19 protein-coding genes are annotated in these 21,862 nt (G+C 72.9%); 7 read left to right on the top strand and 12 right to left on the bottom strand.

The annotated features are described in order from the left end of the window. Window positions 1–981: a non-homologous end joining protein Ku gene (ku, locus tag AC4MBH_RS09645; protein ID WP_491794636.1), complete on the top strand. Its 981-nt coding sequence runs from the start codon at window positions 1–3 to the stop codon at window positions 979–981. A 7-nt stretch (window positions 982–988) separates the two neighbouring features. Here the strand turns inward: ku and AC4MBH_RS09640 are convergent, their stop codons facing one another. Next, window positions 989–1,555, bottom strand: coding sequence for a hypothetical protein (locus tag AC4MBH_RS09640; RefSeq protein WP_491794635.1), 567 nt, complete (start codon window positions 1,553–1,555; stop codon window positions 989–991). A gap of 51 nt (window positions 1,556–1,606) precedes the next feature. Here AC4MBH_RS09640 and AC4MBH_RS09635 point away from each other — a divergent pair, with 51 nt between their 5' ends. Further along, window positions 1,607–2,392, top strand: a complete 786-nt coding sequence (locus AC4MBH_RS09635) for a protein phosphatase 2C domain-containing protein (RefSeq protein ID WP_491794634.1) — start codon at window positions 1,607–1,609, stop codon at window positions 2,390–2,392. Window positions 2,393–2,481: 89 nt separating this feature from the next. Here AC4MBH_RS09635 and AC4MBH_RS09630 read toward each other — a convergent pair whose 3' ends face one another. Together AC4MBH_RS09630 and AC4MBH_RS09625 are read right to left on the bottom strand one after the other, a co-directional pair. Then, complete coding sequence (locus tag AC4MBH_RS09630) at window positions 2,482–4,350, bottom strand: ABC transporter ATP-binding protein (RefSeq protein WP_491794633.1); 1,869 nt, start codon at window positions 4,348–4,350, stop codon at window positions 2,482–2,484. Beyond that, window positions 4,347–6,143, bottom strand: a complete 1,797-nt coding sequence (locus AC4MBH_RS09625; RefSeq protein WP_491794632.1) for an ABC transporter ATP-binding protein — start codon at window positions 6,141–6,143, stop codon at window positions 4,347–4,349. The genes AC4MBH_RS09630 and AC4MBH_RS09625 overlap by 4 nt, the downstream gene beginning before the upstream one ends. A 211-nt stretch (window positions 6,144–6,354) precedes the next feature. Here AC4MBH_RS09625 and AC4MBH_RS09620 point away from each other — a divergent pair, with 211 nt between their 5' ends. Beyond that, window positions 6,355–6,894, top strand: a complete 540-nt coding sequence (locus AC4MBH_RS09620) for a hypothetical protein (RefSeq protein WP_491794631.1) — start codon at window positions 6,355–6,357, stop codon at window positions 6,892–6,894. Window positions 6,895–7,042: 148 nt separating this feature from the next. On the opposite strand, the gene AC4MBH_RS09615 is transcribed toward AC4MBH_RS09620, so the two are convergent. Genes AC4MBH_RS09615 through AC4MBH_RS09605 form a run of 3 tightly spaced genes read right to left on the bottom strand, consistent with a single transcriptional unit; the run spans window position 7,043 to window position 13,324 of the window. After that, window positions 7,043–11,911 (bottom strand): NAD-glutamate dehydrogenase, encoded by a 4,869-nt coding sequence (locus AC4MBH_RS09615; RefSeq protein ID WP_491794630.1) that lies wholly within the window; start codon window positions 11,909–11,911, stop codon window positions 7,043–7,045. Between the two features lie 59 nt (window positions 11,912–11,970). Continuing rightward, window positions 11,971–12,474 carry a hypothetical protein gene (locus AC4MBH_RS09610; protein ID WP_491794629.1) on the bottom strand — a complete coding sequence of 168 codons (504 nt, stop codon included), beginning with the start codon at window positions 12,472–12,474 and terminating at the stop codon, window positions 11,971–11,973. A 40-nt stretch (window positions 12,475–12,514) separates the two neighbouring features. Continuing rightward, entirely contained in the window at window positions 12,515–13,324 is an 810-nt protein-coding gene (locus tag AC4MBH_RS09605) for a tryptophan 2,3-dioxygenase family protein (RefSeq protein ID WP_491794628.1), read from the bottom strand. A 100-nt stretch (window positions 13,325–13,424) separates the two neighbouring features. On the opposite strand from AC4MBH_RS09605, the gene AC4MBH_RS09600 reads away from it, so the two are divergent. Next, complete coding sequence (locus AC4MBH_RS09600) at window positions 13,425–13,907, top strand: DUF2505 domain-containing protein (RefSeq protein WP_491794627.1); 483 nt, start codon at window positions 13,425–13,427, stop codon at window positions 13,905–13,907. Beyond that, window positions 13,907–14,389, top strand: a complete 483-nt coding sequence (locus tag AC4MBH_RS09595; protein WP_491794626.1) for a DUF2505 domain-containing protein — start codon at window positions 13,907–13,909, stop codon at window positions 14,387–14,389. The genes AC4MBH_RS09600 and AC4MBH_RS09595 overlap by 1 nt, the downstream gene beginning before the upstream one ends. Here AC4MBH_RS09595 and AC4MBH_RS09590 read toward each other — a convergent pair. The 4 genes from AC4MBH_RS09590 to AC4MBH_RS09575 are packed head-to-tail and all read right to left on the bottom strand — an operon-like array spanning window position 14,374 to window position 18,106. After that, a complete protein-coding gene (locus tag AC4MBH_RS09590) occupies window positions 14,374–14,577 on the bottom strand; it encodes a hypothetical protein (RefSeq protein ID WP_491794625.1) in 204 nt (67 codons plus the stop codon). The two genes, AC4MBH_RS09595 and AC4MBH_RS09590, sit on opposite strands and share 16 nt — an antisense overlap. A 13-nt stretch (window positions 14,578–14,590) precedes the next feature. Further along, the gene (gene pruA, locus AC4MBH_RS09585; RefSeq protein ID WP_491794624.1) at window positions 14,591–16,219 is read right to left on the bottom strand and encodes an L-glutamate gamma-semialdehyde dehydrogenase; all 1,629 of its coding nucleotides are present in this window, start codon (window positions 16,217–16,219) and stop codon (window positions 14,591–14,593) included. A gap of 55 nt (window positions 16,220–16,274) precedes the next feature. Further along, a complete protein-coding gene (locus AC4MBH_RS09580) occupies window positions 16,275–16,622 on the bottom strand; it encodes a DUF6912 family protein (RefSeq protein ID WP_491794623.1) in 348 nt (115 codons plus the stop codon). Next, window positions 16,619–18,106, bottom strand: coding sequence for a WS/DGAT/MGAT family O-acyltransferase (locus AC4MBH_RS09575; protein WP_491794622.1), 1,488 nt, complete (start codon window positions 18,104–18,106; stop codon window positions 16,619–16,621). Before AC4MBH_RS09575 ends, AC4MBH_RS09580 begins: the two co-directional genes overlap by 4 nt. A 149-nt stretch (window positions 18,107–18,255) precedes the next feature. On the opposite strand from AC4MBH_RS09575, the gene AC4MBH_RS09570 reads away from it, so the two are divergent. Both AC4MBH_RS09570 and AC4MBH_RS09565 read left to right on the top strand, forming a co-directional pair. Beyond that, entirely contained in the window at window positions 18,256–18,621 is a 366-nt protein-coding gene (locus AC4MBH_RS09570; protein ID WP_491794621.1) for a hypothetical protein, read from the top strand. Further along, the gene (locus AC4MBH_RS09565; RefSeq protein WP_491794620.1) at window positions 18,618–19,943 is read left to right on the top strand and encodes a hypothetical protein; all 1,326 of its coding nucleotides are present in this window, start codon (window positions 18,618–18,620) and stop codon (window positions 19,941–19,943) included. The genes AC4MBH_RS09570 and AC4MBH_RS09565 overlap by 4 nt, the downstream gene beginning before the upstream one ends. Here the strand turns inward: AC4MBH_RS09565 and AC4MBH_RS09560 are convergent. Both AC4MBH_RS09560 and AC4MBH_RS09555 read right to left on the bottom strand, forming a co-directional pair. Continuing rightward, window positions 19,906–21,162, bottom strand: coding sequence for a CpaE/TadZ family protein (locus AC4MBH_RS09560; RefSeq protein ID WP_491794619.1), 1,257 nt, complete (start codon window positions 21,160–21,162; stop codon window positions 19,906–19,908). The two genes, AC4MBH_RS09565 and AC4MBH_RS09560, sit on opposite strands and share 38 nt — an antisense overlap. Further along, window positions 21,162–21,842 (bottom strand): CpaB family protein, encoded by a 681-nt coding sequence (locus AC4MBH_RS09555; RefSeq protein WP_491794618.1) that lies wholly within the window; start codon window positions 21,840–21,842, stop codon window positions 21,162–21,164. Before AC4MBH_RS09555 ends, AC4MBH_RS09560 begins: the two co-directional genes overlap by 1 nt. Window positions 21,843–21,862 lie beyond the last annotated feature (20 nt).

Here is a 21,862-nt window from a genome sequence, read left to right as displayed (position 1 = left end):
ATGCGCGCGATCTGGAAGGGTGCGGTGTCCTTCGGGCTCGTCAGCGTGCCCGTCAAGCTCTACTCGGCCACCGAGAGCCACGACATCTCGTTCCGGCAGGTGCACGCCAGCGACGGCGGGCGGATCAAGTACCAGCGGGTCTGCTCGATCGACGGCGAGGAGGTGCCCTACGCCGAGATCGCGAAGGGCTACGAGACCGAGGACGGCGAGATGGTCATCCTCACCGACGACGACATGGCCGCGCTGCCGTCGACGTCGTCGCGCGAGATCGCGGTCGAGAAGTTCGTGCCCAGCGACCAGATCGACCCGATGCTGTTCGAGAAGTCCTACTACCTCGAGCCGGAGAAGACCGGCGCCAAGCCCTACGCGCTGCTGCGCCAGGCGCTGCTCGACGCCGACCGGATGGCGGTGGTCACCGTGGCCCTGCGGCAGCGGACGACGGTCGCGGTGCTGCGGGTGCGCGACGACGTGATCGTGCTCCAGACGATGATGTGGCCCGACGAGGTCCGCAAGCCCGACTTCTCCATCGAGGCCGGCGAGGTCAAGGACTCCGAGGTCAAGATGGCCACGATGCTGGTCGAGACCCTGGCCGGCGACTTCGACGCCAGCGACTTCGAGGACGACTACGCCGGGGCCGTGCAGGAGGTCGTCAAGGCCAAGATCGAGGGCGGCGAGATCAAGCGCACCCCGACGTCGACCAAGACCGGCGGCGAGGTCGTCGACCTGCTCGCCGCCCTGCAGCGCTCGGTCGCGGCCGCCAAGACCGCGCGCGGCGAGTCGGTGCCCGACGCGGCCGAGACCGACGACGCGGCCGACGCCGACGACGAGCCGGCGAGGAAGACCGCGGCCAAGAAGGCGCCGGCGAAGAAGGCCGCGACCAAGAAGACCGCGGCCAAGAAGGCGCCCGCGAAGAAGACGGCGGCCAAGAAGACCGCGGCCAAGTCGACCACGAGGAAGACGGCCGCCAAGAAGGCCAGCTGACGCCGGGTCAGGTCCAGCGCCGTGTCCGCAGTGCCAGGCCGGCCGCGGCGACGACGACGACGGCCAGCCCGCCGCCGACCCACGGCCACGGCGACGCGGCGTCGTCGTCCGGCACCGGGGGCGGGAGCGCCGCCGGCGCCGCGTCCCGGGACTGCCCGGGGCCGAGCACCCGCTCGACGGCAGCGACCTGCCGTGGCCCCGCGTCGGTGGTCCCGCCGCACTGGCCGACCCGGACCGCCCCATCCTCGATCGAGCCCATGAACAGCTGGGTCCTCCCCGCGGCGAGGGCAGGCAGTCCACACGCCGAGGTCTGGCCGTGGGTCGCGATGGTCAGCTCGCCGGGCACGTCGCCGGCGTAGACGTGGGAGACCCGGGCGCGGGCGGTCGTCGTGACCGGTTCGTCCTCGGGCATGGACTCGAGCATCGTGGCGACGAACACCGCCTCGGACTCCTGCGCGAACGACCGCAAGGTGCCGCCCGCGCAGTCGCACGCCTGCGCAGGAGTCGACGGGGCCAGCACGAGCACCGGCACGGCGAGCAGCAGGACGAGGACCAGGCGGAGGATCGGGGGCACACCGGGGTGACGGGTCGCTGCCGCGATCGGTTCCGTCGCTAGGTTGGACCCGTGACGGAGCAAGCACGCTGGGACGTCGCCGCGGCGTCGACGATCGGGGCGTTCCACGTGCGCGAGCACCTGCCCAACCAGGACTCCTCGGCGGTCTGGGCGGCGGGCGACGGCAGTGCGGCGGTCGCGGTCGTGGCCGACGGGCACGGCCACCACGCCCACTTCCGCAGCGACGTCGGCTCCGGCCTCGCCGCCTCGATCGCGCACGACGTGCTGCGCGAGGCGGTCGCCGCCGGCCGGCCCGCCGACCCCGCGGCGGTCGGCGCGGAGGTGGTCGGTCTCTGGCGCGAGGCCGTGCTCGCCCACGTCGAGGCGCACCCGCTGCGCTCCGACCAGCTCCGCCGCGGGCCGCTGGTGCCCTACGGCTCCACGCTCGTCGCCGCGGCCGTCGCCGGCGGGCGGCTCACGCTGCTGCAGGTCGGCGACGGCGACGCGGTCGTCGTCCGCGCCTCCGGCGAGGTGGAGCAGCCGCTCCCCGAGGACCCCGCGTCGTCCGACGGCGTGCACACCGCCTCGCTCTGCCAGCCCGACCCCCTCGCGTCGCTGCGCACGATCGACCTCGACGTCGACGACGACCCGGTCGTGCTCGCGTTCGTCGCCACCGACGGCCTCGGCAAGGCCCGCCGGGACCCGCGCACCTGGTGGCGGTCCACCGGCCGCGAGCTCGCCGACGCCGTGCGCGACGGCGGCCCGGACGCCGTCCGAGCCCTGCTCCCGGCCCAGGTCGCCGAGCCGGCCCGCATCGGCGGCGACGACACCACCCTCGCCCTCCTCGCCCGCGGGTAGCGCCGGGCCGGTCTCGAGACGGTCGTGACCGACCTCCTCGACCAGCGTCGGTCGACGCCGTCCGCGGCGCCCCTGCCCGGGGCACGTTGCTAGGCCAGGGAGTCGAGCCAGGCGCGGTGGAGGTCGGAGAAGTGGCCGTCGCCGCCGGCGACCAGGTCGGCCGGTGCGCCGTCCTCGACGACCTCGCCGTGGGCCAGCACCAGGACCCGGTCGGCGATCTCGACGGTGGAGAGGCGGTGGGCGATGATCACCGCCGTGCGACCGGCCAATACCCGGCGCAGCGCCTGCTGGACCAGCCGCTCGGACGGGACGTCGAGCGACGAGGTCGCCTCGTCGAGGATCAGCACCGCCGGGTCGGCCAGGAAGGCGCGCGCGAAGGCGACCAGCTGTCGCTGGCCGGCGCTGAGCCGCCCACCGCGGTTGGCGACCTGGGTGTCGTAGCCCCGGGGCAGCGCCATCACCAGGTCGTGCGCCCCGAGCGCGCGGGCGGCGTCCTCGACCTCGGCCTGGCTCGCGCCGGGTCGGCCGAACCGGATGTTGTCGGCGACCGAGCCGGTGAACAGGTAGTTCTCCTGGGTGACCATCACGACCGACGAGCGCAGGTCGTCGGACGACAGGTCGCGCAGGTCGACGCCGTCGAGCAGCACGCGTCCGGCGCTCGGGTCGTAGAAGCGGGTCGCGAGCTTGGCCAGGGTCGTCTTGCCGGCGCCGGTGGTGCCGACGAGGGCCACGGTCTGCCCCGCCGGGATCGTCAGGTCGAGGCCGGGGAGCACGGCACGGTCGTCGAGGTAGCCGAAGCGGACGTGGTCGAAGGTGAGGGCGGCGCCACCCACCCCGGTGTCGGCGAGGGGCCGCGGCTCGTCGGGCTCGGGCACCGTCGGCTCCTCGCGGAGCACGTCGGCCAGCTTGTCGAGGGCCGCCGTGGCCGACTGGAAGGTGTTGAGGAACTGCGAGATCTCCATCATCGGCTCGAAGAACCGCCGCAGGTAGAGCAGGAACGCCGCCAGCACGCCGACGGTGATCTCGCGCTCGTGGGCCAGGTAGGCGCCGTAGACGAGCACGACCGCGATGGTCACGTTGCCGATCAGCCGTACGCCGGGCATGAACCAAGCCACCAGCCGGAACGCGACCAGGTTGGCCCGCCGGTTGTCGTCGTTGAGCTCGTCGAAGATCTCGAGGTCACGGCCCTCGCGGCGGAAGGCCTGCACCGCGCGGATGCCGCTCATCGACTCCACGAAGTGGACGATCAGCAGCGCGATCTTCTCCCGCGAGACCCGGTAGGCCCGGGCCGACTCGCGCCGGAACCACGTCGTGACCCAGAACAGGAACGGTCCGCAGAGCAGCGCGACGAGACCCAGCTTGACGTCGAGGAACATCAGGATCACCGCGGTGCCGACCAGGGTCAGGAACGCCGTGACCAGGCCGTCGAACCCCGTCTCGAGCATCTCGTAGATCGCGTCGATGTCGGAGGTCTGCCGGGAGATGACCCGGCCGGAGGTGTAGTCGTCGTGGAACGCCGGGCTGAGCCGCTGGAAGTGCCGGAAGACCCGACGGCGCAGCTGGAACAGCAGGTCCTGGCCGATCCGGCCCGACCGGAGCAGGAAGACCTGCCGGGTGATGGCCTGGACGACGGTGGCCAGCAGGACCAGGCCGACGACCTCGAGCAGCGGACCGAGGTCGTCACGCTCGCGGATCGGCGGGATGCCGGAGTCGATGCCCACCGCGACCAGGTAGGGGATGGCCAGGCGGGCGGCGTTCTCGACCACCACGACCGCCACCAGCACCCAGATCGCGGCCCGGTAGGGGCGCAGCAGCTCGCGGAGGAGCTGGCCGGAGCCGCCGGTGAAGCGCACTCGGTCGGCGCCGTGGATCTCGTCGGTGAGCTCGAGGTCGGCCTTGGCGATGCCGCGCCAGGAGCGGCCGTCGGCGTGTCGGCTGGAGGTGCTCGTGGTGCTCACGTGGTCACCGCCTCGTGCAGCTCGGCGTCGGCCGAGAGCAGCTCGCGGTAGGCGGGGACGGTCGCGAGCAGGTCGCGGTGGTCGCCGACGTGGGTGATCGTGCCGTCCTGCAGCAACGCGACCCGGTCGGCCAGCAGCACGGTGGAGGCGCGGTGGGCGACCACGAGCCCGGTGGTGTCGGCCAGGACGCTGCGCAGGGCGTCCTCGACGAGCTTCTCGGTGTGGACGTCGAGCGCCGACAGGGTGTCGTCGAGCACCAGCACCCGGGGCCGCGCCAGGACGGCGCGGGCGAGGGCGAGCCGTTGCCGCTGGCCGCCCGAGAGCGACATGCCCTGCTCGCCGATGCGGGTGTCGAGGCCCCAGGGGAGGTCGCGGACGAAGCCGGCCTGGGCGACGTCGAGCGCCTCCTCGACGTCGGCGTCGCTGGCGTCGGAGCGGCCGAGGGTGAGGTTCTCCCGCGCGCTCATCGAGAACAGCGTGGGCTCCTCGAACGCCGTCGCGACCAGGGACCGCAGGTGGACGAGGTCGAGCTCACGCACGTCGACGCCGTCGAGGGTCACCCGGCCGCCGGTCACGTCGTGCAGGCGCGGCACCAGCGAGGTGAGCGCGGTCTTGCCCGACCCGGTGGCCCCGACGAGCGCGACGGTCTCGCCCGGCCGGACGTCGAGGACGACGTCGCGCAGCACGGGCTCGTCGAGGGCGTCGGGGAAGGCGAAGTCGACGTGCTCGAGCCGCAGGTGGCCGCGCGGCTCGACGATGGTGCGGGTGCCGCCGACGATCGCGGGCTCGGTGTCGAGGACCTCCAGGATGCGGGCCGCGGCGCTCATCGCCTCCTGCGCCATCGCCAGGATCACGCCGAGCGAGGAGACCGGCCACACCAGCGACAGCAGCAGGGTCAGGAACGCCACCAGCTCGCCGGGGGTCAGCTCGCCCTGCCCGACCCCGACCGCCCCGAGCAGCAGCACCAGGCAGACCGCGAGGTTGGGGATCACCTCCAGGAAGGTCCAGAACCGCGACGACAGCCGCACCTTGTCCATGCTCCGCGCGTGCAGCTCGCGGGCGCCGGCCTCGTACTGGGAAGCGACGTGCTCGCTGCGGCCGAACGCCTTGACCACCCGGATCCCGACGGCGCCCTCCTCGGCCAGGGTCGCGAGGTCGCCCTGCTGGTCCTGCACGGCGCGCGACATCAGGACGTAGCGCCGCTCGAACCGCATGCACAGCCACACGATCGGCACGGCGGTCGCCGCGACGAGCAGCCCGAGCGGCCAGTACATGAAGAGGAGCACGACGCAGACCGTGACGACCTGCACGATGTTGACGACGAGGAAGATCAGCCCGAAGCCCAGGAAGCGGCGGATCGAGCTGAGGTCCTGGACGGCGCGCGAGAGCAGCTGCCCGGCCGGCCAGCGGCTGTGGAAGGACATCGGCAGCGACTGGAGCTTGCGGTAGAGGTCGTGGCGCATGGAGGTCTCCATCGCCAGCACCGCCGTGCTCTGCACCCACCGGCGCAGCCAGATCAGCACCGCCTCGACCACGCCCACGGACAGCGCGAGCAGCCCCAGCGGCAGGACCGGCGCCAGCTCGCCGTCGGCGATCGGGCCGTCGATGACGGCCTTGGTGACCAGCGGGATCGTGATCGAGGTGCCCACGACGGCCAGCGAGGTGAGCAGCATCGTCACGACCGCCGCGAGGTGGGGGCGCAGGTAGCCGCGGATGCGCCAGATCGACGCCACCCCCGCCGCGGGCGGGGTGTCGGGATCGGGTCCGAGCGCGCGTCCGAGATCAGTTGCCATCGTCAACGAGCCTAGGTGGCGCCACCGACGTCCGACGAACGCCTGAGGCACCTCAGACCCGGGCCACCCCCCTCAGACCGGCGATCCCTCATTCCTGGGGGTGGGGCCGACTTGGGGGTCGATCCCTCATGCCCGGGGGGTGCCCCGCGGACCAGAGTCCTCCTCACCAGGGCCGTCACCGCCGGCGGCCCGCACACACCAGGAGATCACCATGAACCGCACCGCCGCTCGCATCGTCCCCGCCGCCGTCCTGTCCGCCGCCGTCATCTGCTCGGCCACGGCCGGCTCCGCCGTCGCCGCCAAGATGATCACCGGCAAGGACATCAAGAACAACACCGTCGCCTCCGCCGACGTGAAGAACCAGAGCCTCACCGGCAAGGACGTCAAGAACGGCTCGCTCGGCCAGAACGAGCTCGGGAAGGGCGTGCAGGGCAAGCTGAACGCGCCGTCGCTCCCGGGTTACCAGGTCGTGAGCGCGAAGGTCGAGGTCAACCCGAACTCGGCCGAGTACACCTCGGCGCACTGCCCCGAGGGCAAGGTGGCCGTCGGTGGCGGCGGCATGTGGGAGAGCGGCGCCGTCGAGCAGGGAGCCGTCCTCCAGGACAGCTACCCGGGCAAGGCGTTCGGCGAGTTCTTCTCCGACCTCGAGGGCCCGGACGACGTCGCCACCACGTGGAAGGCCGGCGGCCAGCACGACAGCGTGAACAACCAGGACCTCACCGTCTACGTGATCTGCGTCGACCCGAGCTGACGGTCCCACCTCGACACACCGGCCTTCTCGGCACCCGGACAGCGTCCCGGGAGCCTCGGCGGTGGTTCTCGTCGACGCTCCACCCGGCCCCGGCCCCCGCACAGGGGGCCGGGGCCGGCGTGCGTCCGGGGACGCCGTGCCCGGGCGGTCAGGTGAGCAGGCCGCGCACGACGCGCAGCCCGACCGACATCCGGGCCAGGTCGGCGTTGCCGTCGGCGCACAGCTGGCGCAGCGTGTCGGCGGCGCGGGTGACGATGACGGCGTCGCCGGCCTCCCAGGCCGCGATCCGGTCGGTCGCCGGGTCGTCGGCCGAGGTGGTGGCGAGCACCTGCGAGGTGAGCTGCGCGTGCACCGCGTGCAGGTCGTCGCGCAGCGCGGCCCGCGCCATCGTCTGCCACCGGTCGGCGCGCGGCAGGGTGAGGATCTGCTGGGCCAGCCCCGACAACCCCAGTCGCTCCCCGAGCGCGAACCACACTCGGCAGACGTCGGCGATCTCCAGCTCCTCCCGGGCGGCGATCTCGACGACGTTGAGCAGCATGTACGACGTCGGCAGGACCGCCACCCGCGCCGCGAGGTCCTCCGGCACGCCGTCCCCGACCAGGCGGGTGCGCCGCGCGTCGTAGGCCTGCAGCTCGGTGCCGAGCATCAGGTCGGGCAGCGCGGCCATCGCCCGCTGCACCGGCTCGGCGAACCGCTCCACCTCCCCGCTGCTGTCGAGCGGCGGCCGGCGGTTGGTCACCAACCAGCGCGAGCCGCGCTCGACCAGGGTGCGCATCTCGACCCGCATCTGGGTCTGCACCAGGGCCGGCAGCCGGTTGTCGTACGTCGCCACCTCCTCGCGCAGCGGCAGCGAGCCGAAGATCTCGCGGGCCACGAAGTTGGCGCGGGTCAGCTCGGCGGCAGTCGCACCGGTCTCCCCCGCCAGCCGCGGCCAGTAGGTCATCCCGGCACCGTTGACGAGGTCGTTGACCACCTGGGTCACGATGATCTCTCGGCGCAGCGGGTGCTCGCTGATCCGGTCGGGGAAGCCCTCGCGGACCTGGGTCGGGAAGTAGCCGCGCAGGTCGAGGTCGAGGTAGGGGTCGTCGGGCAGGTCGGAGGCGATCAGCTCGGTGGCCAGCACGATCTTGGTCCACGCCATCAGCACCGACAGCTCGGGCGTGGTCAGCCCCTGGCCGCGCTCGATCCGCCGGGCGACCTCGCGGCTGGTGGGCAGGTCCTCGAGCTCGCGGTTGAGCACGCCGTCGGACTGGAGCTTCCGCATCCACGTCTCGTGCACGTGGAGCAGCGGCGCGGCGTTGGCCTCGGCGTTGGCGAGCGCGAGGTTCTGCTCGTAGTTGTCGCGCAGCACGAGCGCGGCGACCTCGTCGGTCATCTCGGCCAGCACCTGGTTGCGCTGCTTCTCGGTGAGGTCGCCGTCGGCGACGACCCGGTCGAGCAGGATCTTGATGTTGACCTCGTGGTCGGAGGTGTCGACGCCGGCGGAGTTGTCGATGAAGTCGGTGTTGACCCGGCCACCGCCGCGGGCGTACTCGATGCGACCGAGCTGGGTCATGCCCAGGTTGCCGCCCTCGCCGATGCAGCGCGCCCGCAGCTGGCCCCCGTCGACCCGGATCACGTCGTTGGCCTTGTCGCCGGCCTGGGCGTGGGACTCGACCTCGGCCTTGACGTAGGTGCCGATGCCGCCATTCCAGAGCAGGTCGACCGGCGCCAGCAGGATGGCGCGCATCAGCTCGGCGGGCGTCATCGAGGCGACGTCGCCCTCGATCCCCAGCGCTGCGCGGACCTGGGGCGTCAGGATGATCGACTTCGCCGAGCGGGGGAACACCCCGCCGCCCTCGGAGACCAGCGAGGTGTCGTAGTCCTGCCAGCTCGAGCGGGGCAGCGCGAACAGCCGCTCGCGCTCGGCGAAGGAGGTGGCCGCGTCGGGCTCGGGGTCGAGGAAGATGTCGCGGTGGTCGAAGGCCGCCACCAGCCGGGTGTGCGGCGAGCAGAGCATCCCGTTGCCGAACACGTCGCCGGACATGTCGCCGATGCCGACGCAGGTGAACTCCTGCCGCTGGCAGTCGACGCCCATCTCGCGGAAGTGCCGCTGCACCGAGACCCAGGCACCGCGGGCGGTGATCCCCATCGCCTTGTGGTCGTAGCCGACCGAGCCGCCGCTGGCGAAGGCGTCGCCGAGCCAGAAGCCGTAGGCCTTGGCGACGCCGTTGGCGATGTCGGAGAACGTCGCGGTGCCCTTGTCGGCGGCGACCACGAGGTAGGAGTCGTCCCCGTCGTGGCGCACGACGCGCTCGGGCGGCACCGTCTCGCCCTCGACGAGGTTGTCGGTAACGTCGAGGAGGCCGGAGATGAAGGTCTTGTAGCAGGCGATGCCCTCGGCCAGCCACGCGTCGCGGTCGACGCCGGGGTCGGGCAGGTTCTTGGCGAAGAAGCCGCCCTTCGCGCCTACCGGCACGATCACGGTGTTCTTGACCATCTGCGCCTTGACCAGGCCGAGCACCTCGGTGCGGAAGTCGTCGCGCCGGTCGCTCCAGCGCAGACCGCCGCGGGCCACCGCGCCGAACCGCAGGTGCACGCCCTCGACCCGCGGGGAGTGGACGAAGATCTCGTACGCCGGCCGCGGCTCGGGCAGGTCGGGGATCGCCGACGGCTCCATCTTGAGCGCGATGTAGGCGTGCGGGAGCCCGTCCTTGGTCTCCTGGAAGTAGTTGGTGCGCAGCGTCGCCTTCACGTGGGTGAGGTAGGAGCGCAGGATGCGGTCGTGGTCGAGGCTGACCACGTCGTCGAGCGCCGAGAGGATCCGCTTCTCGACCGCGGCCACCGCCTCGGACCGGTCGCTGCCGGCGTCGGTGCGGTCGGGGTCGAAGCGGGCCTCGAACAGCTCGACCACCATCCGGGTGATCGCGACGTTGCCGGCCAGGGCCTCCTCGATGGAGTCGAGCGCGAACGGCGTCCCGCCCTGCTTCATGTACTTGGCGTAGGCCCGCAGCACCGTCGCCTGGCGCCAGGTGAGCCGGGCTCGCAGGATCAGGGTGTTGAAGCCGTCGATCTCGGTGAGCCCGCCCCACACGGCGCGGATGGCGTCCTGGAAGAGCTCGCGCGACTGGTCGGGCAGCCGGCCGGGGTAGCGCAGGCCGAACTCGTAGATGTGCGAGCGGCGCTCGAGGCCGGTGAGGGTGTAGGGCCGCTCGTCGACGACCTCGACGCCCATCGAGCTCAGCATCGGCAGCACCTGGCTCAGGGAGAGCGGCGGGCCGATCCGGTAGAGCTTGAGCCGGGCCTCACCGTCGCCGGCGTCGATGTCCTGGTAGAGCGAGTGGTCGAGCCCCTCGTCGCCGACGATGCCCTCGAGCCGGCCGAGGTCGACCGACGCCGAGCGCGGCGCGAAGTCCTCCTTGTAGGCCTCGGGGAAGGAGTCCTCGTAACGGCGCCCGAGGATGGCGCCCACCTCCTCGCCGTACTCGGTGATGACGGCGGAGGTGAAGTCGTCGCGCCACGAGCGCGAGGCCTCGGCGAGCCGGCGCTCGAGGTCGGCGGTGTCGATGTCGGGGATCGACTCGCCGGCGGGCTGGTGGACGACGAAGTGGACCCGCGCGGTCGTGGACTCGTTGATCCGGACGTTGAACTCGACGCTGTCGGCGCCCAGCTGCTCCTTGAGGATGTGCGCGAACTTCTCGCGCACGCCGGTGTTGTAGCGGTCGCGGGGCAGGTAGACGAGCACCGAGACGTAGCGCCCGTAGGTGTCCTTGCGGATGAACATCCGCAGCGTCCGGCGCTCGCGGGCCTGCATCGCGGCCTCGGCCAGGGGGCCGAGCTCCTCGACCGGGGTGTGGAACAGGTCGTCGCGGGGGTAGGTCTCGAGGGTGTCGAGCAGCGCCTTGCCGGCGTGGCTCTGCGGGTCGAACCCGCTGCGCTGCAGCACCGTCTGGACCTTCTCGCGGACCAGCGGGATGCGCAGCAGCGACTCGGTGTAGGCGGCGCTGGAGAACAGCCCGAGGAAGCGGCGCTCGCCGGTGACCTCGCCGTCGGCGCCGAACGTCTTGACGCCGACGTAGTCGAGGTAGGCGGGACGGTGCACCGTGGCGCGGGAGTTGGCCTTGGCCAGCACCAGCAGGGTCTTCTCGCGGGCCTTGGCCTTGACCGGGTCGGGCAGCCGGCCGAACGACTCCGACATCTGCTGGTCGAAGCGCAGGATGCCGAGGCCGGTGCCGGGGACGGCACGCAGGACGTCGTCCTCGACGCCGTCGACCTGGGCCCGCTCCAGCGAGTACTCGCGGTAGCCGAGGAAGGTGAAGTGGCCCTCGGCCAGCCAGGTCAGCAGCTCGCCGGACTGGCGCAGCTCACCGGGGTCGAGCGGCGGCGGCTCGTCGGCGAGTCCCTGCACGATCTCGTGGACGCGGGCGGTCATCTTCGACCAGTCCTCGACGGCCTCGCGCACGTCGTTGAGCACGCGCTGGACGTCGTCGACGATGGCGGCGGGGTCGTCGCCCTCGCGCAGCCGGTCGACCTCGACGTGCATCCACGACTCGCGCACGGCCCCGCCCTCGGGCGGGGACGCCCCGTCGGCCACCGGGACGACCGTCTGCAGGGCACCGGTGATGTCGCGGACGACGTCGAAGCTGGGGTGCACGACCAGGTGCACGTCGCGCAGCTGCCGGCTCAGCTCCATGGTCAGGCTGTCGACGAGGAACGGCATGTCGTCGACGACCACCTCGACCACGGTGTGCCCCGCGGCGCTCCACCCGTGCTCGGCCGGGGTGGGGGTGAGCACCCGCACCTGCGCGGTCCCCTGCGGGCGCTGCGTGGCCAGCTTGTGGTGGGCGGCGAGCATCCCGAAGACGTCGGCGTCGGACCGGTCGAGCAGGTCCTCCGGCGCGACGTGGCGGAAGTAGGCACGCAGCAGGTCGTCGACCGCGTCGTGCGGTGGCCCGCCGCTCCCCTTCCCCTGCTTCGCCAGCGTGACGGCCTTCGCGAGGAGCTCGGCCTTGTCGGGTTCGTGCGTCGTCGTTGACACGGCCCTCACGTTATGGCGCGCCCACCCCGCCCACAACAACCCCCGCGGGCGGCTCGTGGCTACCGGCGCTGCGCGACCCGGTCCCGCACGGCCCGGAGCACCGCGTCGTCCCGCACGTGCGCCTCCCACTCCCGGACGACGTCCGCCTCGACGTCCGGGGGCAGCGACCGGCCCGAGGAGTAGACGTGGCGCCACCCGAAGCCGGGCGCCGCCTGCTCGAGGTCGGCGAGGTCGAGGCGCTCCTCCACGGGCACCGCCTCGCGCCAGGTCACCGTGACGTAGCCGGTCAGCCGCCGGGGGTCGATCGTGTGCTCGCCGCGCAGCACCTCGGAGGTGACGGTGCCGCGGGCGACCAGGCCGCGGCCGTGCGCGCCCTGCCGGTAGAGCAGCGCCGTGGTGCCGGGACCGATCCCGTGCTTGTGCCGCGCGACGCTCCAGGTCCCCTCGAGCTCGCCGAGGCGTCCGGCGAGCCAGGGGCGCACCATCGTCTCGACCCACCCCGCCCGGTCGTAGATGACGTCGTCGTGCGGGCCGGGGTTCCAGGTCATCAGCACGGTGGTCATCGGGTCAACGCTCGGGTCAACGCTGGGGTCACAGCTCGGGTCACAGCCGGCTGCGGACGTCCCAGAGCACCGGGTAGTACTGCAGCGGCAGCCGCCCGCGCAGGTACGCCGACCCGCTGGACCCGCCGGTCCCGGACTTGCTGCCGATCATCCGCTCGACCATCACGACGTGCCGCGCCCGCCAGCTCGCGGCGTGCTCGTCGTGCTGGAGCAGCGCCTCGGCGAGCGCCCACACGGCGGCGTACCGCGACCGGTCGTGGGCGGTGGTGCGCACCGACGTGGCGACCTCGTCGTCGTCGCCTGCCGGGAGGCCGTGGGCGCGCAGCACGTCGAGGAACGCGTCCCACAGCGTCGGCTCCTCCAGCCGGCTGCGCAGCCGCGCCTGCTCGTCGTCGGTGAGGCCCTTGAAGCGCGTGAGGTAGGTCGGGTCCTTGGCGCCGGAGAGGAACTCGAGCTCGCGGAACTGCACGCTCTGGAAGCCGCTGGCCGGGGCGAGCCGCTGGCGGAACTGCAGGAAGTCCTGCGGGGTCATCGTCTCGAGCACGTCGACCTGCTGGACCAGCACCCGCTCGATCACGTGGACGCGCTGCAGCAGGTGCTGGGCCCACCACAGCTCGCCGCCACTCATCGCGTCCCGCGCCGCGGTCACCTCGTGGATCAGCTGCTGGAACCACAGCTCGTAGACCTGGTGGATGGTGATGAACAGCAGCTCGTCGTGCGCGGGCGGGTCGGACTCGAGGTGCTGGGCGTCGAGGAGCGTCGGCAGCCGCAGGTAGCTGCCGTAGGTCAGCTGGGCTCCCTGCTCACCGAAGGAGACGAAGCGCTCGTCCTGGGGGTCGGTGGTGGTCACGACGCCAGCCAACCACGCCGACCGGCCTGCCGTGATCGACCCAGGTGCGCGCCACCGCACCCGGCGGCCCGTCGCGCACCCCGACCGGCATGATGACCGCATGGAGTTCCGCCACGTGCTCGCCTACGACGCCCCGCCCGACGAGGTGTTCGCGATGCTCGCCGACCCCGCCTTCCGCGAGAAGGTCTGCGCCGCCCAGGGGGTGGTCTCGGCCGAGGTGCGGCTGACGCCGTCCGGGTCCGGCTTCGCGCTGGAGACCGACCAGGTGCAGGACACCGCCGGCCTGCCCGCGATCGCGAAGAAGATCGCCGGCGACACGACCGAGGTCAGGCTCGTGGAGGAGTGGGCCGACGCCTCCGGCGGCAGCCTCGAGATCATCGCCCCCGGCAAGCCGACCTCGGCCCGGGGACGCATTGCGCTGGCGCCTGCGGGCACCGGCACCACCGAGACGGTCGAGCTCGAGATCAAGGTCAAGGTCCCGATCATCGGCGGCAAGCTGGAGGCCGTGATGGCCGAGAACATCAAGAACGGCATGGACGTCGAGCACACGGTCGGCGCCGCCTGGCTGGCAGGGGAACGCTGATGACCAAGACCATCACCTACGAGATGCAGTACGACGCGCCGCTGGCTGACGTCGCCGCGATGCTCGGCGACCCCGCGTTCCGCAAGCAGGTCTGCGCCCTGCAGGGCGTCACCAGGGTCGAGGTGACCGTCGAGCCCGACGGCGAGGGGAAGCACGTCGTGATCGACCAGTGGCAGCCCACCAAGGGCCTGCCGTCGATCGCCACCAAGATCGTCGGCGACGAGACCAACCTCGTCCAGGAGGAGCGCTGGACCAGCGCCGATCACGGCGACATCACCGTCACCATCCCCGGCAAGCCCGGCGAGATGACCGGCACCGCCGACCTGCGCGAGGTCGACGGACGCACGATCGAGTCGGTGGAGATGAAGATCAAGGTCAAGATCCCGCTCGTGGCCGGCAAGCTCGAGGGCATCATCGGCGACCTGCTCCTCAAGGCGCTCAAGGCCGAGCAGAAGGCCGGCCGCACCTACCTCTCGCGCTGACCGTCCTCGACGGGCTGCTCGCCCCCGACGGGCCGGCCGGCGTCGTCCGCCCCGTCGGCGTCCGCGCGTGCGTCGGCGCGACGGCGTACGAGCACGACGATCCCGAGCACCGCGAACGGCCCGAACGCCAGCAGGACCGTGAGAGCCTGCTCGATCGGGTGGGCCGGTCCGAGGTGCAGCGGGATCATCGCGACGCGAGCCTCAGCCCTGGTAGGGGTAGCGGTGGTCGGTGGGCGCCACGAACGTCTCCTTGATCGAGCGCGGCGAGGTCCAGCGCAGCAGGTTGACCGCCGCCCCGGCCTTGTCGTTGGTGCCCGAGGCGCGACCGCCGCCGAACGGCTGCTGCCCGACGACGGCGCCGGTCGGCTTGTCGTTGACGTAGAAGTTGCCGGCCGCGAACCGCAGGGTCTCGCTCGCCCAGTCGATCACGCGCCGGTCGCGGGCGATGACGGCCCCGGTGAGGGCGTAGGGCGCGACGTTCTCCATCTGCGTCACGACCTTCTCGAAGTCGGCGTCGTCGTAGACGTGGACGGTGAGGATGGGGCCGAAGTACTCGGTGGTGAACATCTCGTCGGTGGGGTCGCCGCCGACGACGATCGTGGGCCGCACGAACCACCCGACGGAGTCGTCGGTCTGGCCGCCGGCGACGACCTCCAGGCCGTCGGTGGCCTGGGCGCGCTCGATCGCGGTCCGGTGCTTGGCGAAGGCCCGGTCGTCGATGACGGCGCCGAGGAAGTGGGAGAGGTCGGTGACGTCGCCCATCGAGAGGGCCTCGGTCTCAGCGATCAGCTGGTCCTTGATCGTCGTCCAGAGGCTGCGCGGCACGTAGGCGCGCGAGGCCGCGGAGCACTTCTGGCCCTGGAACTCGAACGCCCCGCGGATCATCGCCACCCGCAGCACGTCGGGGTCGGCCGAGGGGTGGGCGACGATGAAGTCCTTGCCGCCCGTCTCGCCCACGATCCGCGGATAGGCGCGGTAGCTGGTGATGTGGTCGCCGACGGTGCGCCACAGGTGCTGGAACGTCGGGGTGGAGCCGGTGAAGTGGATCCCGGCGAGGTCGGGGTGGGCCAGCGCGACCTGGGAGACGTCGAGGCCGTCGCCGGGCAGCATGTTGATGACGCCGGGCGGCATCCCGGCCTCCTCGAGCAGCTCCATCGTCAGCGACGCCGCGAGCTGCTGGGTGGGGCTGGGCTTCCAGATCACGGTGTTGCCCATCAGCGCCGGCGCGGTGGGCAGGTTGCCGGCGATGGCGGTGAAGTTGAACGGCGTGATCGCGTAGACGAAGCCCTCGAGCGGGCGGTGGTCGGTGCGGTTCCACACGCCGGGGCTGTTGGCGATCGGCTGGTCCTCGAGGACCTGACGGGCGTAGTGGACGTTGAAGCGCCAGAAGTCGATGAGCTCGCAGGCGGCGTCGATCTCGGCCTGGAACGCCGTCTTCGACTGCCCGAGCATGGTCGCGGCGTTGAGCCGCTGGCGCCACGGCCCGGCCAGCAGGTCGGCCGCCTTGAGCAGCACGGCGGCGCGCTCGTCGAACGGCAGCGTGCGCCAGTCGTGGCTGGCGGCCTGCGCCGCCGCGATCGCGTCCTCGGCGTCGGAGGTGGTCGCGCTGCGCAGGGTGCCGAGCACGTGCTGGTGGTCGTGCGGCTGCACGACCTGGATCTCCTGGCCGCCGCCGCTGCGTCGACGGCCGCCGATGTGGGCCTCGAACGTGTGCTGGTGGCGCTCGAGCTCGTCGATCTCCGCGACCAGGGCGGCCCGTTCGGGGCTGCCCGGCGCGTAGGTCAGGTTCGGCTCGTTGGTGGGAGCCGGGGGGTGGGTGATGGCGTCCATGGTTCCCGACTGTAGTGACGCTCCGCGGCCACGCCGAGTCGGCGTCGTCGACCGCTCAGCCGAGGAGGTCCGGGACCTCCTGGGTCGCGTACCAGGCGAGGTCGTCGTCGGGATCTGCGCCCGCGGGCCGCTCGTCGGGGTCGGCGTGCACGGCCACCACCCGCCGGCGCGGCACCGGACGATCCAGGGCCTGCGCGTCGTCGACCTCGACCACCACCACGACCCGGCGACCGGGACCGGCCAGCAGCGCCGCGGAGGCGTCGGCGGCGGTCATCAGCGCGGCGTACTCGGAGTCCTCGTCGTCGCCCTCGGCCACCACGACGTCGTCACCCGGCGTCAGCTCTCCGGCTGCCCAGGCCTCCCGGAGCCGGTCGAGGGTGGTGGGGAGGTAGAGCCGGGTCACTCCCGCCCCCCGCCGGCACCCTTGCCCGCGCCCCTGGCGCTGCGCGGCGCCGGGCGGGACGTCGTCCGGCCCCGGCCACGGGGAGCCCGGACCGCGGTGGCGGTGGCGAGCAGCTCGTCGAGCGCCTCGGAGATGCAGGTGCCCAGCAGGTCGGCGTCGGGCAGCGCGACGCGATCGGCGGTAAGGCCGTAGAACACCTTGCCGTCGTAGGAGGTGACCCCGATGGCCAGCGGGTGACCCGGCAGCAGCGGCGGCACGGGGTAGGTCGCCACCATCCGGGCGCCGGCGGCGTACAGCGGCGACTGCGGCCCCGGGACGTTGGTCACGCTGAGGTGGTAGCCGCGACGGAGCTCCTCGGCGACCACCCGCGACCCGATCGCGTGGAAGGTGGTGGGGGCGAAGCCCGCGATGCCGGCGAGCCGGTTGGCGGCGACGCTGCGCCCGGTCTCGGCGTGCGCCTGGAAGGAGTAGGAGACCTGGTGGAGGCGGACCAGCGGGCTCGCCTCGCTGATCGGCAGCTGCACGAAGTGGGCGGCGATCTGGCTGCCGAGCGAGGTGGCCTCCAGCTCGTCGTCGATCACCGAGACCGGGACGACGGCGCGCAGCTGGCGCAGCCCGCCCAGGGACTCGGGGCGGGTCATCAGGAACGACCGCAGGCCCCCGGTGATCGAGGCCAGGATCACGTCGTTGACGGTGCCGCCGTGCGCCTCCCGGACGGTGCGGTGGTCGCTGAGCCGGGTCTCGACGGTGACCACCCGGCGATGCTGGGAGAGCGGGCCGACGACCGGACCGCGGCCCTTCGGGCGGCGACCGGTCAGCGCGTTGGCGATCGACCGGGTGCGGCCGGCGACGCGGTCGGCCGTGCGCAGCACCGAGTCGGCCGCCACCGTCGCGGTCTCGACCAGCGTCGCGGGCGAGGTGACGGAGTCCAGCACCGCGCCGGTGAGCAGCCCGACCGCCGAGGGCGCCGCTCGCGGCGTCCAGTCGTCGGGGTCGAGGGTCCTGGGCTCGGGCGAGCGGTCGAGCAGCAGCTGCCCGAGGTCGACGGTGTGCACACCGTCGACCAGCGCCTGGTGGCTCTTGTAGAGCAGCGCGACCCGGTCGTCGCGCAGGCCCTCGACGACGTAGATCTCCCACAGCGGGCGGCTGCGGTCGAGGCGGCGCGAGACGATCCGCGAGACGAGCTCGCGCAGCTGCTCGTCGGAGCCGGGACGCGGCAGGGCCGAGCGGCGTACGTGGTAGTCGAGGTCGAACGCCTCGTCGTCGACCCAGACCGGCGCGGTCAGGCGCCCGGGCACCTCCGCCAGCCGCTGCCGGTAGCGGGGCACGAACGAGATGCGGTCGGCGATGAGCGCGAGGAGCCGTTCGTGGTCGAAGCCCGCCTCGCCCGGCTCGAAGATCTCGACGGTGGCGTTGTGGTGCGGCGCGGTGGCGGTCTCTCCGGTCAGGAACGCCAGGTCGCGCGCCCGCAGCCGCTCGCTCATCCGACCAGGCCCCTTCCAAGCGTCCCCGTGGCGGACCGGGTACCGGTACCGCCCGACCTTGTCCCTCGTGGGATTCTGGCAGAGGTGCCGACCCGGCGGGGCACCTGTCCGCCGTGTCCGCCGTGTCGTCAGCCCCCTGGAGGAGCGCCGTGATCAGCCGAGGAGCGGCCACCGCCGCCGTGTTCTTGTCCGTGCTCGCCCTCACCGGTGCGTGCGGCGACGACGAGGGCTCGGGCGGCAGCACCGAGACCGAGGTCGTCGAGGTCACCGTCGAGGGCGACACCGTCACCCCCGACGGCGAGCGCGTCCAGGTCGACGTCGGCCAGCCCGTCGACGTCGTGGTGACCTCCGACGCCGCCGGTGAGCTGCACGTGCACTCCTCCCCCGAGACCAGCGCGCCCTTCGAGGCCGGCACCAACGAGCCGATCGAGCTGCAGTTCGACCGCCCCGGCATCGTCGAGATCGAGCTGCACGAGCCCTTCGAGGGAGCGGTCGTCGAGCTCGAGGTCTCGTGACCTCCGACGACCTCCTCGCCCACGGCCTCGGCGGCCAGCAGGACCTCCCGATCTCGCTCGGCCTGGCGATCGCGGGCGCGGTGGCTGCGCTCGTCATCTCCTTCACCGTGCTCTCGGTGGCCTGGCGCAAGCCGCGGTACGACGCCGCGACGAGCGGCCGGCCCGCCCCCGACGCGCTGCAGCGCCTCGTCGCGCACCCGGCGTTCGGCATCGTCCTGCGCGCCTTCGGGATGGTGCTGTTCCTCTACACGGTGATGGTCGCCGTGGCCGGCGAGGACACCGTCATCAACCCGTTCTTCGGGATCGTCTACGTCTGGCTGTGGGTCGGCATCGTGCCGATGTCGTTGCTGTTCGGGCCGTTCTGGAAGGCGATCAGCCCGGTCCGCACGATCAACCTGCTCTTCGCGCGGCTCACCGGCGGTGACCCCGACGAGGGCCTCTACCGCTATCCCGCGCGGCTGGGCTACTGGCCGGCGGTCCTCGGGCTGTTCGCCTTCGTCTGGCTGGAGCTGGTCTACCCCTCCTCCACCGAGCTCAGCCCGGTGCGCCTGTGGTTCGCGGTCTACGTCGCGGTGATGCTGGTCGGCGGCGCCGTGTTCGGCAACGCCTTCTACGAGCGGGCCGACCCGTTCGAGATCTACTCCACCCTGGTCGGCAAGGCCTCGGTGTGGGCGGTGCGCGACGGCCGGCTGCTGCTGCGCAGCCCGCTGGCCAACCTCGACTCCATCGAGGTCGCACCCGGTCTGGTCGGCGTCGTCGGGGTGCTGTTCGGCAGCACCGGGTTCGACTCGTTCGGCGAGTCCCCGGCGTGGGTGGAGTTCCTGCAGGGCACGCAGGTCAGCGGCTACCTGCTGAGCAACCTCGCCCTGCTCGTCTTCTGCGCGGGGGCGACCGCGATCTTCGCCCTCGGCTGCGTGCTCACCGGCGTCGGCCCCGAGCGCCGGCGGCGCGACCTGCCCGACGCGCTCGCCCACTCGATCGTGCCGATCATCATCGGCTACGTCGTCGCCCACTACCTCACCTACTTCATCGAGGTCGGCTCGCGCACCCTGGTGCTGGCCAGCGACCCCTTCAGCAACGGCTCCGACTGGTTCGGCACCGGTGACTGGCGCGACGTCACCTGGCTGGCCTACCACCCGACCCTGCTGGCCAACCTCAAGGTCGGTGCCGTGGTGCTCGGGCACGTGGTCGCCGCGATCGTCGCCCACGACCGGGCGCTGCGGCTCCTCCCCGCCCGCCACCAGCTCACCGGTCAGCTGCCGCTGCTCGTGGCGATGGTCGGCTTCACCGGCGGCGGCCTGTTCCTGCTCTTCTCCGCCTGACCTGCGCCGCGGACCGCGGGCCGACGTCGGGGACCACCGCCGAGACCAGGGCGGCCACGGCCCGGGTGAGCGCCGAGTCGCCCGACTCCACCAGCGTGCGGCCGGCGACCAGGGCGCGGTCGACCGAGGTGCGGTCGTCGGGCAGGAAGTGCAGCCCGGCCAGGCGCGCGAAGCCGGCGACCATGCTCGCGACCTCCTTCTCCGACCAGCCGAGCGTGGGGCGCATCCGGTTGACGACGACGTGCACCGGCACCGGGCCGACCACCTCGCGCAGGTCGACCAGTCCCCGGGCGAGCCGGGAGAGACCGACCGGGTCGGCGCTGCCGACGACCAGCACCTCGTCGGCGACGTCGAGGGCCCCGAGGGTCAGCAGGTTGCGGCTCGGCCGACCGCCCAGGTCACCGGCCGGGTCGCCCTCGAGGCTGAAGCCGGTGTCGACGACGACCTCGCCGGCCGCGCGGCCGAGCTCGAGGACGTGCTCGACGGTGCCGGCGCGCACCTCGGTCCACCGGTCGGGGCGCGGCAGGCCGGTGACGACCGACAGCCGCTGGTCGAGGCCGCGCTGGACGGTCGCGAAGCGGTCCTCGAGCTGACCGGCGGTGGCCAGGCGGGCGGCCGACAGCAACCCGGACACCTCGTCCAGCACGCCGAGCTGCTGGCCGATCGAGCCGCCGTAGGGGTCGGCGTCGACCAGGATCGTGCGCCGGCCGCGGCGCGCGAGCTCGGCCGCGACCGCGGCGGCGACCGTGCTGCGGCCGGGCGCCCCGGCCGGCCCCCAGACCGCGACGACCCGCCCGCCGGCCGGGTGGGGAGGGGGCTCCGCCTCGGTGGGCGCGGCGCCGGGCGGCGGGGCCGTCGGGCGCGGGCCGAGCCCCGCCGCGAGGACGGCGTCGGCCAGCCCGGCGAGGCCGGAGACGGGCAGGACCGAACGGATGCCGATGCGCCCCGCCCGGGCCGGACCGCTCTCGGCCTGGTCGTCGGCGACCACCGCGACCGTGCGCACGCCGTGGTCGGCCAGCCGCGCCACCGCCGCGGCGTCGAGGCCGCGGGCCTCGAGCCCGAGCACGGCGGCCTGGGCCTGCCCGGAGGCGGCGGCCGCGAGCAGGTCGTCGACGTCGACGCAGCGCTTGAGCACCACCGTGCCGGGGTGCTCGGCGAGCACGGCGAGCGCTCGGGACTCCCAGGCGGCGCCCGAGGCGACGACCAGGACGACGATCATCAGCTCACCTGGGCCAGCGAGACCACCGGCGTGGTCAGGTCGCCGAGCAGGTCGTAGAACCCGGCCACCTCCTCGTCGGGCACGGCCAGCTCGACCTGGCGCTCCCCGCCGGCCGCGAAGGTCTCGTCGACGGCCGGCGCGGCGACCACGCGGACGTCGTCGAGCACCGGCGTGCCGGCCTCGCGCGGCGTCGTCCGGCCGCCGCCCGCGGGTGCCGCCTCGCCGGTGACGTAGACGTCGACCACCGAGCCCGGTCCGACGGCGCTCGGCACGAGCATCGGGGTGAGCGCGAGCGAGACCGTCACCGTGCCGGCGTCGTCGGGCTCCCCGACCGCGGCGCGGGGCAGCAGCTCGCCCTCGCCCAGGCCGCGCACCAGGGCGAGCTCGTCGGGCAGCGCCTCGTCGACGCGGAAGTAGCGCGCGAGGTCGCCGTCGTCGGCGAACCGCAGGCGCCGCGCGACGAGGTCGTCCTCGGTGAGCCGCTCCCCGGGGTCGGCGTCGCCGGCGACCGCCCAGACCTGCACGGTGTCGTCGGCGGAGGCGAGCACCCGGGTGCCGACCAGCACCGAGGCGGCGACGATCGCGACGCCGACCCACAGCCGAGGGTCGCGCCAGGTGGGTGAGGACGAGCGGACGGAGGCCGGCACCTGCTCGGCAGGAGCCCCGAGATCTCTGCGCACGCCGACATCATCGCTGCGGC

The organism is Nocardioides sp. WJ219 (assembly GCF_058559815.1).
Note: the sequence above shows the minus strand (reverse complement) of the source record. Positions and strands in the feature narration are given on the sequence as shown.

Coding starts and splice junctions, on each gene's coding strand:
- AC4MBH_RS09620 (WP_491794631.1), top strand. CDS start 6,355: ATGAACCGCACCGCCGCTCGCATCGTCCCCGCCGCCGTCCTGTCCGCC.
- ku (WP_491794636.1), top strand. CDS start 1: ATGCGCGCGATCTGGAAGGGTGCGGTGTCCTTCGGGCTCGTCAGCGTG.
- AC4MBH_RS09625 (WP_491794632.1), bottom strand. CDS start 6,143: ATGGCAACTGATCTCGGACGCGCGCTCGGACCCGATCCCGACACCCCG.
- pruA (WP_491794624.1), bottom strand. CDS start 16,219: ATGGACGCCATCACCCACCCCCCGGCTCCCACCAACGAGCCGAACCTG.
- AC4MBH_RS09590 (WP_491794625.1), bottom strand. CDS start 14,577: ATGATCCCGCTGCACCTCGGACCGGCCCACCCGATCGAGCAGGCTCTC.
- AC4MBH_RS09600 (WP_491794627.1), top strand. CDS start 13,425: ATGGAGTTCCGCCACGTGCTCGCCTACGACGCCCCGCCCGACGAGGTG.
- AC4MBH_RS09595 (WP_491794626.1), top strand. CDS start 13,907: ATGACCAAGACCATCACCTACGAGATGCAGTACGACGCGCCGCTGGCT.
- AC4MBH_RS09560 (WP_491794619.1), bottom strand. CDS start 21,162: ATGATCGTCGTCCTGGTCGTCGCCTCGGGCGCCGCCTGGGAGTCCCGA.
- AC4MBH_RS09575 (WP_491794622.1), bottom strand. CDS start 18,106: ATGAGCGAGCGGCTGCGGGCGCGCGACCTGGCGTTCCTGACCGGAGAG.
- AC4MBH_RS09610 (WP_491794629.1), bottom strand. CDS start 12,474: ATGACCACCGTGCTGATGACCTGGAACCCCGGCCCGCACGACGACGTC.